Source organism: Luteibacter sp. SVR4-7G (assembly GCF_056755555.1).
In genome coordinates this window covers 1-10714 of the sequence record NZ_JBPGXO010000072.1, presented here as the reverse complement: position 1 = coordinate 10714, position 10714 = coordinate 1, and the positions used below count along the sequence as shown (strand labels likewise).

Sequence of the window (10714 nt, the reverse complement as noted above, 5' to 3'; positions counted from 1 at the left end):
AAACGGTAGAGCTTCGCTCTCTGCCGGGCCACGAACCGGCTCGAACGCTGCACCGATACCAGCAGGTAGCCCATGATGATGAACTTCAGCACGGGCACGATGATGCTTGCCGTGAAGACGATGACGGCCAGTCCCGGGGACCCCGCCCGCCACAGTTCGAGGATGCCGCTGAGGATCGTGTTGTCGTCGCGCGACGAGATGCTCTGCGTGCGCATGATCGGGAACACGTTCGCCGGGATGTAGAAGATCGCCGCCGCCAGGAGGAGCGCCCATGCGCGCGCGATGCTGCCGTGCTTGCGCGCGTGCAGGGCGCTGCCGCAACGCGGGCAGTGGGCATGGGGATTCTCCGTATATGCCGTGACCAGACGGCACACATGGCAGCCCATGATGCCAAGGTCCCTGGCCCGCGGCGGCGCCTTCATGCCTGCTCCTCGCGGGTCAGGTTCCACAGTTCCCGCGGGTCGAGGCTGGAGAACACGGTGATCAGGAGCGTGAGGAAGCCGAAGGCCCAGATGCCCGGCCCCGGCACCACGTCGAAATACGTATGCGCCTTCACCACCGCCACGAGCGTGCCGAGCATGAACACTTCGATCATGCTCCACGGCTTCACCCTGACCAGCGCCGACATGGCCTGCGCGAACCAGGGCGCCCGCCGGCCGTCGCGGGCGAACCACAGCACCCAGCCGAAGATCAGGATCTGGCTGAGCGGAAAGAAGAACAGGGTCAGCGCGCTCAGGACGGCCACCAGCTGGGCGCCGTCGTTCCACATGGCGATGACGGCGCCCCACAGCGTGGTGGCCGCGGTCATGCCGGACAGGCCAAGGGTGACGATCGGCGAGACATTGGCAATGACGAAGACGATGAAGGCAGCCGTGACGAGGGCGAACTGCGCCTCCACGCCGAGCCACTGATGGCGCTCCAGCACGGCCCCGCAGACCACGCAATCGGCCACGTCGCCGCGCGCGAGGGCACGCCTCCGGTAGACGGAGTCGCAGTGTTCGCAGACGATCAGGTCCCGGACGTTGTGCATGCCTTCCAGAGGTCGGTGGCCGCAACGGCCCGTCGCGTATGATCGCAAATCCGCGTAAACGGCGCATGACGGGGCCAAAACGAGGCCCTGCCCTTGATATCCTCCGCCGCTTCCCCGATTTTCGGGGCATCCACCTACGTCCCAGGAGCATTCCGTGAGCAGCGCCCAGACCCCTAGCGAACACGTCTTCGACGCGACCACGGCTGGCTTCGAGAACGATGTCATCAACGCTTCGCTCGACACGCCGGTCCTGGTCGACCTGTGGGCCGAGTGGTGCGGCCCGTGCAAGTCGCTCGGCCCGATCCTCGAGAAGCTCGCCATCGAATACAACGGCGCATTCCGCCTCGCGAAGATCGACGTCGACGCCGAGCAGCAGCTCGCTGCCATGTTCGGCGTGCGCAGCATTCCCACCGTGGTCCTGATCAGCGGCGGCCAGGTGGTGGACGGCTTCGCGGGCGCCCTGCCCGAGGGCCAGATCCGCGACTTCCTCGCGAAGCACGGCCTGCAGCCGCGGACCGGCGCAAAGAGTGCCGATGCGCCGGCCGCGGCGGTCGAAACGCCTGAGGAATCCATCAACCGCATCCAGCAGGCCATCGCCGCCGAGCCGGACCGCGCCGAACTCAAGCTGGATCTCGCGCTCGCCCTGATGCGTGCCGGCCAGGTCGATCCCGCGCAGGCGGAGCTCGACGCCCTGCCGGCCAACCTCGCCACCGATGCCCGCGCCGTCCGCCTGCGCAGCCAGCTCGAGCTAGCCCGTGCGCTCAGCGGCGCACCGTCGATGGAGGAGCTGCGCTCGCGCGTGCAGTCCGACGACACCGACTGGCAGGCCCGCGACCTGCTTGGCGTGCGCCTGGTCATCGAGGGCGACGCTGCCGCCGGCCTCGACCAGTTCCTGGAGATCCTGAAGCGTCAGCGCGACTGGCAGGACGGCCAGGCGAAGAAGCGCCTGCTCGCGGCTTTCGCGACCATCGACGACGCGGAGCTCGTCGGCCGCTACCGGCGGAAGATGGCGTCGCTGCTGTTCTGAGGCACCGGGGTGGTTGCGGAGGGCTTAAGCCCTGGACTTCTTGCGCCGCACGTAGAGCTGCTTGCGCACCGTAGCCACCAGTTCGCCCGAGGCGGTGCGGATGTCCGTGTCGAACCAACGCAGGCACTTCTCCCCGTTCGCCGTGGCGGCGCGGAGTTCGTCGAGCACGGCGTCGTCGATGCGGAATTCCGCGTATACGTCTTCACGCCCCGGCGACACGAAACGGATCTCGCCCGCCTGGTCCCAGACGATGTAATCGCTGCCCAGGCTCTTCAGCGTCATGATCATCCAGAACGGATCGGTCATGGCGAACAGGCTGCCGCCGAAGTGGGTTCGTACGTAATTGCGGTTGTACCAGGTGAGCTTCAGGCGGACCTTCGCATAGCGGTAGTCGTCGAGAGTGACGACGCGGATGCCGGTGAAGAGGAAGGGCGGCCAGGCATTGAGGACGCGGCGCATCGTGCGTGCTTTCATGAGCGGGATGCTAGCGACGCGGCCAGCGTGTGCGGAAGTCCCCCGTTTCAAACGCAACCATGCGGTCCATGACCTCTGGCACAGGTCGCCGGTGTCAACGGGCACCGACTATCGAAAGTCGACAAACCGCCCAGGGGACAAGAGCCATGCGTCATCCGCTCCGCCGCGCCACCCTCGCCGCCGCCGTGGCCTCCGCGATGGCCCTCGCCGCATCCCCGTCCAAGGCTGCCGACCTTCCCGTCGCCGCGGACCAGCCCTACCCCGGCACCCTGACGCTCCACGTCGACCTTTCCGATGCGTCGAAGCACCTCTACCACGTGCGTGAGACGATCCCGGTCAGCTCCGGCCACACGATCCTTTACTACCCCAAGTGGATCCCCGGCGTGCATGCTCCGTCCGGTCCGCTTTCGAACGTGGCAGGCTTCGTCGTCAGCGCGAACGGAAAGAAGATTCCCTGGCGCCGCGACCTGAAGGAGATGTACGCCTTCCACGTGGACGTGCCTGCAGGCGTCGACAAACTCGACCTGTCCTTCGAATACCTCGCTCCCGCCACACCCAATTACATTCCCCTCTCCTTCAACGAGGTGGCTTTCTACCCGGCCGGCCATTACACCAGCCGGATCACGATCGAGCCCACGGTCAAGCTGCCCGCCGGCTGGAAGTACGCCTCCGCGCTGGAGACGGCCTCCCAGTCGGGCGACGACGTGCATTTCAAGCCGGTGAGCTTCGAGAACCTCGTCGATTCGCCGCTGATGACCGGCAAGTACTTCAATCGCATCGACCTCGCTCCCGGCCAGGCCACGCAGGTACATCTCGACATCACCGGCGATACCGCGGCCGGGGTGAAGGCCACCGACGAGCAGATCGCCAGGCAGCGCGCGCTCGTGGTGCAGGCCAACAAGCTGTTCGGCGCGCACCACTACGGACATTACGATTTCCTGCTGGTGACTTCCGACTACACCGGCCACTTCGGCCTCGAACATCACCAGTCGAGCGACGACCGGCTCTACGCGAACTTCCTCACCGATGCGGACGTTAACGTGGCCTCGGGCACCCTGCTCCCGCACGAATACATCCACTCCTGGAACGGCAAGTTCCGCCGCCCCGCCGACCTGTGGACGCCGACCTTCACCGAGCCGATGCAGGACGACCTGCTCTGGGTGTACGAAGGTCTCACCGATTACTGGGCGGGCGTGCTCACCGCGCGCTCCGGCATCTGGACCACGGAACAGTGGCGCGACTCGCTCGCCGGCATCGCGGCAGACATGTCCTCCCGCACCGGTCGCTCATGGCGTTCGCTGCAGGACACCGCGGACGGCATCCCGCTGTCGTCGGGCCGGGGCCGTGGCTGGACCAACCTGCGCCGCAGTTCCGACTACTACCCGGAAGGCCAGCTGCTCTGGCTCGACGTGGATACGAAGATGCGCGACCTCTCCGGCGGCAAGCACACGCTGGACGAGTTCGCGCGCGCCTTCTACGGCATGGACAACGGCAGCTATACGCCCAAGACCTATACCTTCGAGGACGTGGTCTCCACGCTGAACGGCATCCAGCCCTTCGACTGGGCCGGTTTCCTTCGCCAGCGCCTCGACTACACCGGCGACACGCTGCCCGAGCACGGCATCGAAGGCGGCGGCTGGAAGCTGGTGTACGACGACAAGCCGACGCCGTTCGCGAAGACGGCGGAGAAGGTGCGCAAGACGGTCAACCTCGCCTACTCGCTGGGCATCCAGGTATCGGACAAGGGCGAGGTCACCGATTCACAATGGGACGGCGTGGCGGCGCAGGCCGGTATCGTGCCGGGCGTGACGATCGTCGCCGTGAACGGCAAGGATTATTCGGCCCAGGTGCTCAAGGACGCGGTGACGGCGGCGAAGTCGACGAGCACGCCGATCGAGTTCCTCATCAAGGACATCGAGGCGTACTCGACCGTAAAGGTGGATTACCACGGTGGCCTGAAGTATCCGCATCTGGTGCGGGGTGAAGGCAAGGACCTGATCGGCGCGATCGCCACACCGAAGAAATAACCGCGGAAGTGTAGGAGCGCGCCATGCGCGCGACATCTTTTGAGGCCGTGCCTTCGAACTGGCGCGCCAGCTTGAGGACTGGCGCGAAAGGCTGTCGCGCGCGAGGCGCGCTCCTACGGACTGGCGCACCAGTTTGAGGACTGGCGCGAAAGGCTGTCGCGCGCAAGGCGCGCTCCTACATTGGTTTACCGCGGCATCAGTGATACTCGCGTGCGGTTTCGAACAGGAACCACACGCGGCGTTCGGCCTGGTCGATCCAGTTTTCGATCAGGCTCGCCGTCGCCACGTCGCCGTATTCATCGCACACGCCGTGCACTTCGCGCAGGAAGCCCACGAAGCGCTCGTTGTCGTCACGCAGTTCAGCGATCATGTCCTGCGGCGTGACGAACTCGGCGTCGTTGTCGGAAAGGCGTTGCAGGCGCGACACGTGCCCGATCGAGCGCAGCGTGGTGCCGCCGATCTTGCGCGCGCGCTCGGCGATGTCGTCGGTGATGGCGAAAATCTCCGTGCCCTGCTCGTCAAGGAGGAGGTGCAGGTCCCGGAAGTGGGGGCCGGACATGTGCCAGTGGAAATTCTTCGTCTTCAGGTACAGCGCGAAGGCATCCGCCAGCAGCGCGTTCAGGGCGCCGGAAATGTCGCGGGTGGCATCGGCGCCCAGGCCGGTAGGCGTCTTCAATGCGGCCTTGCGCACGGTCCGGGTGGCTTCGGGGTTCTTCATCGTGATTCGCTCCGTGGACGGTAGGCTCCCGAGGATGCGCCAGTCGTGTGACGGGGGATTGGACGAAACACGCTCGGGAATCACGCCAGCGGCAGGCTGACCAGGACCCGCAGGCCCGAGCCGCCATCGCCGTCCAGCAGGCGGATGCTGGCCCCGTGCAGCTCGACCGCGCGCCGCACGATCGAAAGACCCAGCCCATAGCCGCTTCCCTGTGTATCCAGGCCGCGCTGGAAACGGGTGAACATGGCCTCGCGCCGCTCTGGCGGGATGCCCGGGCCGTCGTCCACCACCTCGATCAACGCCTGGCCATCCTCCCGCCGGATGGAAAGCTCCACGTGGCCGCCCCGCGGTACGTAGCGGAAGGCGTTCTCGAGCAGGTTGCGCAGCAGCGAGGCCAGAGCCACCCCATAACCGTCGAGGATGATGCCATCCGCTAGATCGATGCCGAGTTCGACGCCGCCGGCGCCAATCAGGGGCGACAGTTCTTCGACCACGTCCAGCGCCAGCGCGCCCAGGTCCACGTGGCTGCGCGGCCCGGCGGCCACGCCCGCCTCCAGTCGCGCCAGGGCCAGCAACTGCTCCGTGCGGCGAGCCAGCGACACGAGGCACTCCCGGGCGGCTTCCAGCGCGGCCTGTGCCTCGTCCGGCTGGGCAGAGGCCATGGCGTTCTCCAGATTGATCATGGTGGACGCAAGGGGGGTGCGCAGTTCATGGGCGACGTCGGCGCTGAAGCGGCGCTCGCGCTCCAGGGCTTCCTCCAGGCGGCCGATCTGCTCGTTCAGGGCGGTGAGCACCGGCTGCAACTCGGCGGGCGCGGCGTTCAGGTGCACCAGTTCGCGGCTGCCCGGCTTGCGCCGGGAGAGCGCCTGGGCGAGTTCGTTGAGGGGCCTGAGTCCCCGGCGGATGGCCCACCCGACGAGGAAGGCCATCAGCGGCAGGCCCAGCAGCATGGGCAGGCTGTGTTCGATCCACAGTGCGCGCGTGATCTCGTTGCGACTGTCGTAACGCTCGCCGGCGCGAATCGTGATTCCGTCTTCCTCCTGGATGAGGGTGAACACGCGCCACTTGTACTTGCCCCTGCGGATGTTCTCGAAGGCGCCGTCGGGCGCATGGGTATTCGGTACCGCTGCGAGGTTCTCGGTTGCCAGCAGGAGCGTCCCGTCGCGATCGAAGACCTGGAAGCCCACTTCCGACTCGAAAGTGCGCCCCTGTACGGTCATTTCCGGCGGATGGTTGGACACGCTCGGCACCAGCAGGCGCGCCTGACGCTGCTCGCGCAACTGGTCCACGCCGATCCGGCCGACGAGCACCTCCAGCGTCCGTGCGGCCTGGGCGAGACGGCCGTCGGAGAGTTCGTCCACCTCTTCCAGGGTGTGCTTGATGCTCAGCAGGCCTAGCGGTAGCAATACGGCTACCAACACCAACACAATCAGCGCCAGGAGCCGCGAACGCAGGCTGGCGGTGGCCGTCATTGCGGCTCCCGCGGCAGCATGTAGCCGAATCCGCGTACGGTCTGTATCGCGCCATGGCTGAGCTTGCGCCGAAGCGAATGCACCAGCACCTCCAGCGCGCTGGTACTCATGACGGTATCGGGACCGTACAGCGAGGTCTCCAGGGATTCGCGGCGAACGATACGGCCGGCACGCTCCATCAGTGCCTGCAGCAGCGCGAATTCGCGCCGGGTCAGATCTACCCGCTCGCCGTGCCAGGTGACTTCGAAGGTGCCCAGGTCGAGGCTCAGCGCGCCGGCTTCCAGGCGGTTCACAGCCGCACCGCGCACCCGGCGTGCCAGCGAACGGATGCGCGCCGCGAGTTCATCGAGATGGAACGGCTTCACCAGGTAATCGTCGGCACCGGCATCCAGCACGCCGATACGCGAGTCCAGCGCGTCGCGCGCCGACATCACGATCACGGGCGTGGTCACGCGCAGGCGGCGCGCCTCTATCAGTACGTCCATGCCGTCCTTGCCAGGCAGGCCGAGGTCGAGCAGGACGAGGTCCGCGTCGTGGTCACGCAGGGCCAGCAGGGCCTCGTTGCCGTTGCGAAACCAGCTGATCGTGTAGGCCAGCCGCTCAAGGGCCCGGCGAATGGCCTCGCCGAGCTGGACGTCGTCTTCGACCAGGATGATGTGCAAGGCGGTGATCCCTCTGTCTGCCGAAGCCCGATTATGCTCCCGCCGCCCTTATTGGCTCCTTAGCGTTGGAGCGACGGACGGGAGCGAAGACGGGCGCACGGGAGTGGCAACCGGCCTCAGCGCGGCCTCCATCGCGATCCCGGCGAGTTCGCGCAGATCTGCAGCGGCGGGGTCCGTGGGCAGTGGCGGGATCCCGTCCGGAAACACGTCATAGGGGGGAGCGAAATACTGCATGTATTCGCGCCGCGCGCTCCGCGTCTGCAACCAGTCCAGCCCCGCGTGGTGCACGGCCGTGCCATTGGCGAAGCGGCTGCGAATGTACTTCACGTAACCAAGCTCGGAAATGGGATCGTTCTCCAGATCCGGCAGGTAGACCTGGAGCGGTTCGGACAGCATGTGCTCGGCGAAATCCGTCGGCGGCCGGCCCGTCCCCAGCAGATCCGGCACCGGACGCCGTCCTCCTGGCCTCATCGTTCTCTGCATGAAATCCGCCGCCCTCCGAACCTGTGCAGGGTAATCCTCCACGGGCGTTCTGACCTCGAGCAGGTCATCGATGACGACTGTGCCAGACGGCAGCTGCCTCACGAGTCGACTGCCCGCCCCTGGCGTCACGAAACCGAGTGTTTCGGCATTCACCGGCATGAGAAGCGTAACCGCATGCTCTGACGTGACAGCGACCACCGCCAGGTGCGCGTCCTCGCGCAACATGCCGCGCAAGCATCGCGCGGTCACCAGTGCACGCACGCGATTGGCGGCGACGGGATGACTGACGGAATCCTGCAGCAAGGTGGCATATAGCTCCGTATCCACCACGGGACTCAGCCTGCCGTATAGGCCCTCTGGAAGAACTCGCCCAGGCGAGTTGACGGAGGCCGGGGCATCCAGTTCAGCTGCAGTCAGGAACTGTGGCGCGAGCGGAACGGGATTCCCGTGGAGGTCCGTGCGGGTCATGTATCCCTTCTGCAAAGGCCAGGCGGGATGCCTCATGATCAGCATGACCGGGTCGTTACCCTGCCCCGTTACCGCGGTCAGCCTGGTGCCGAAGAAGCGCCGAAGCGGTGGGGGGATGCTGTCTACGATGCCATTGACCGCCGGGAAATTGGATTGCACGCCCGCCGGCAGCTTTTCCTCGATGGCGGAAAGCACCGTCCGGTGTCCGCGAGGATCCACGGAAGCGAAGCCGCTCTGCAGTTCCGGGTCGGGCACCCACGCGTCGTTGTCCCTGACCAGGATGAGGCCTGTCTCCCTGCCCGCACCGTTGCCGGGCTTCAGGATCTGAACGGCGGAAGTGCTGTCGGGCAACGTGGTTTCCACGATCTGCGTGCGGCCGTCCAGGTGCCGCAGCCGCACGTAATGGCGTCCGTCGCGTATCCAGTAGTTTGTGGCTCGCGTCGGTGCGCCGCTCAAGATGGACGGATCCTTGACCAGCAGATGATCGAGTGCAGGAGGAAGCAATGTGCTCCTCTCGTCGATGATCCTTGCCAGTGCCTCCTGGGCAAGTGCACGCGAGTAGCCTGCATTGCGCGCCAGTTCGTCCTTGAGAACGGCACTGCCCGCGTCCGAAAGCGCCTGCTTCTGCGCAGGTGACAGCGGTTCGCCATGCTCGATGGCGTAATGCAGCCGGGAGATCTCCTCGAGCGACTTGATCTCCTGCCACGGCAACTGCAGCGGTCTCAACCATAGCTCGTGCATGCGCTCCAACCGCGGGGCCTGCATCTGGTTTTCCACATCGCTGGCCAGTTTCTCCCGAAACGTGGCTTCGCGCAGGGCGGCCGAAACCCGCCGGCCCGGAGCAAGTCGCACCGGATAGACCGAGGCCACGGCCTTGAGGAGCGATGCATGGACGTGTTGTCCAACTTTGCCGACCCGAAAGCCGCCCACAACGCGATATACAGAGAGATCCCATAAACCAATATGGTCGGCGGCAAGCTCGGCGCCGTCGTACCGGACGGCCCATTCGAAAGCCCCGCTGTGATCGTAAAGAGCCAGCGTGTGGCCTGCCGTCTCGGCCAGGTGCTTGCCGAGCAGCCGCTCCTCCGACGCACTCCACGTGGTGGACGCCGGATCGCGTAGCCGCCCGGGCAGCGTATCGAGGAAAGCTTGGCCAAGGGACATGGTCATCAGCGGGTGGGCCGAATTGCTGCCATTGATCTCCCCGGACCGCGCGGAAAGGAATGATTCCGGTTGTCCCAGTCTGCCCAACATCTCGGCCGCGCGATTCAGGGTGCGGGGGTCCGTGGTGATGTTCCGCGGGACCACGTCGGCGAGGACGCTGCCCGGCAGGGTATTCGCGTCCTTGGAAGCAAGACGCCAGTAACCATTGCTCTGCCTCTCGACAAGCGGACCGGGGTTGCCATTTTTCAGCGCGATGCGGAATTCGCCGGGAGTCCGCACCTCGTCGGCAAGCACGGGCATGACGCGCATTCCGTACTCCGTACCGGCCGGGGTTTCCCGCTGCCCCGACGGAATGTTCCATTTCACATAGCGCGCCATGCCGAAGGCGTATATCCCATCCGTCCGTAGCGTGGCTCCCTCCGGCAGATCGACCACATGGCTCGCTTCTTCGGCCGCCACCCACAGTCGGGGCGATCCGTCCGGCAAGCGATAGAGCCTGTTCGCCGGGTCGGGCCCCCACCTTATGGGCGAGTCCGGGCTGAGGCGATAACCGATCCGGCCGTTGATCCGCTTGGGCGGTACGAAGAAGGGACGCGGGGGAGCCGCTGACTTCACCGGCTCGACCGGCTTGCCACCCAGGCGATGGAAAGCCGCTCCTGTCGGAATATTGGTCAGCAGCGCCGTTCCCGCCTGCTCCAGACCCTCCTTGCGTGCCGCTTCCGTTCTGCCGTCGATACCCTGTCCGATACCCGTGTCGACCGAGACGAGGAGGGTCGCAACCTGCGTCTCCAGCGCGATGGGATAAAGCATGCCGAGCGGACCGATGATCGTCACCGCGCGATTGATCGCGGTACGCCAAGCTTCCCAGGCCGTGCTTGCCTGCATCCTGTCATCGTCCCGCAAGCGCAACTTCGTCTGCGTCCACATGTCCTCGAACACGTCGCCGGCGATGAGAGCATTCAAGTGGTCGACGCTGCCTCCGTCTGCCTGCCACTGGCCACTAGCGAGCTTTTCCAGCCCCCGCCTCACACCCGTATAGAAGGTCCCATCCTGGCCGTCGTAGATGGAAAAATGCGCGAGCAGGGCTTCCCGTTTCGCTGCATCCCTGGCCTGCGCCAGCACCCACTGACGAAGCGCGTCCTCGCTAGGCGCTACCACGAAGGCCGGATCGCCGCCGGGCACGTACATT

At 65.9% G+C, this 10714-nt stretch carries 9 protein-coding genes; 2 read left to right on the top strand and 7 right to left on the bottom strand.

What is annotated here, in order from left to right; all coding sequences use genetic code 11:
* Together ACR9ZH_RS17930 and ACR9ZH_RS17925 are read right to left on the bottom strand one after the other, a co-directional pair.
* The coding region (locus tag ACR9ZH_RS17930) for a paraquat-inducible protein A (RefSeq protein WP_481292124.1) at positions 1 to 422 on the bottom strand (422 nt) is incomplete at its 3' end.
* Positions 419 to 1030 (bottom strand): paraquat-inducible protein A, encoded by a 612-nt coding sequence (locus ACR9ZH_RS17925; protein ID WP_481292123.1) that lies wholly within the window; start codon positions 1028 to 1030, stop codon positions 419 to 421. The genes ACR9ZH_RS17925 and ACR9ZH_RS17930, both read right to left, overlap by 4 nt.
* Before the next feature lie 154 nt (positions 1031 to 1184).
* On the opposite strand from ACR9ZH_RS17925, the gene trxA reads away from it, so the two are divergent.
* Complete coding sequence (trxA, locus tag ACR9ZH_RS17920; RefSeq protein WP_481292122.1) at positions 1185 to 2057, top strand: thioredoxin; 873 nt, start codon at positions 1185 to 1187, stop codon at positions 2055 to 2057.
* Positions 2058 to 2081: 24 nt separating this feature from the next.
* Here the strand turns inward: trxA and ACR9ZH_RS17915 are convergent, their stop codons facing one another.
* Positions 2082 to 2531: a DUF4442 domain-containing protein gene (locus ACR9ZH_RS17915; protein ID WP_481292121.1), complete on the bottom strand. Its 450-nt coding sequence runs from the start codon at positions 2529 to 2531 to the stop codon at positions 2082 to 2084.
* A 146-nt stretch (positions 2532 to 2677) separates the two neighbouring features.
* Between ACR9ZH_RS17915 and ACR9ZH_RS17910 the strand changes: the two genes are divergently transcribed.
* Complete coding sequence (locus ACR9ZH_RS17910; protein ID WP_481292120.1) at positions 2678 to 4558, top strand: M61 family metallopeptidase; 1881 nt, start codon at positions 2678 to 2680, stop codon at positions 4556 to 4558.
* 196 nt (positions 4559 to 4754) lie between these two features.
* Here ACR9ZH_RS17910 and ACR9ZH_RS17905 read toward each other — a convergent pair whose 3' ends face one another.
* The 4 genes from ACR9ZH_RS17905 to ACR9ZH_RS17890 all read right to left on the bottom strand — a co-directional run.
* Entirely contained in the window at positions 4755 to 5276 is a 522-nt protein-coding gene (locus ACR9ZH_RS17905) for a Dps family protein (protein WP_481292119.1), read from the bottom strand.
* Positions 5277 to 5356: 80 nt separating this feature from the next.
* Positions 5357 to 6748 carry a sensor histidine kinase gene (locus ACR9ZH_RS17900; protein WP_481292118.1) on the bottom strand — a complete coding sequence of 464 codons (1392 nt, stop codon included), beginning with the start codon at positions 6746 to 6748 and terminating at the stop codon, positions 5357 to 5359.
* Positions 6745 to 7410 carry a response regulator gene (locus tag ACR9ZH_RS17895; RefSeq protein WP_481292117.1) on the bottom strand — a complete coding sequence of 222 codons (666 nt, stop codon included), beginning with the start codon at positions 7408 to 7410 and terminating at the stop codon, positions 6745 to 6747. Before ACR9ZH_RS17895 ends, ACR9ZH_RS17900 begins: the two co-directional genes overlap by 4 nt.
* Before the next feature lie 48 nt (positions 7411 to 7458).
* Positions 7459 to 10714, bottom strand: a 3256-nt coding sequence (locus ACR9ZH_RS17890) for a dermonecrotic toxin domain-containing protein (protein WP_481292116.1), incomplete at its 5' end; no start/stop codon positions are given.

What these genes read in the sequence shown, in the direction of transcription:
- ACR9ZH_RS17925 (WP_481292123.1), bottom strand. Translation starts at nt 1,030, where the DNA reads ATGCACAACGTCCGGGACCTGATCGTCTGCGAACACTGCGACTCCGTC.
- ACR9ZH_RS17915 (WP_481292121.1), bottom strand. Translation starts at nt 2,531, where the DNA reads ATGAAAGCACGCACGATGCGCCGCGTCCTCAATGCCTGGCCGCCCTTC.
- ACR9ZH_RS17910 (WP_481292120.1), top strand. Translation starts at nt 2,678, where the DNA reads ATGCGTCATCCGCTCCGCCGCGCCACCCTCGCCGCCGCCGTGGCCTCC.
- ACR9ZH_RS17905 (WP_481292119.1), bottom strand. Translation starts at nt 5,276, where the DNA reads ATGAAGAACCCCGAAGCCACCCGGACCGTGCGCAAGGCCGCATTGAAG.
- ACR9ZH_RS17900 (WP_481292118.1), bottom strand. Translation starts at nt 6,748, where the DNA reads ATGACGGCCACCGCCAGCCTGCGTTCGCGGCTCCTGGCGCTGATTGTG.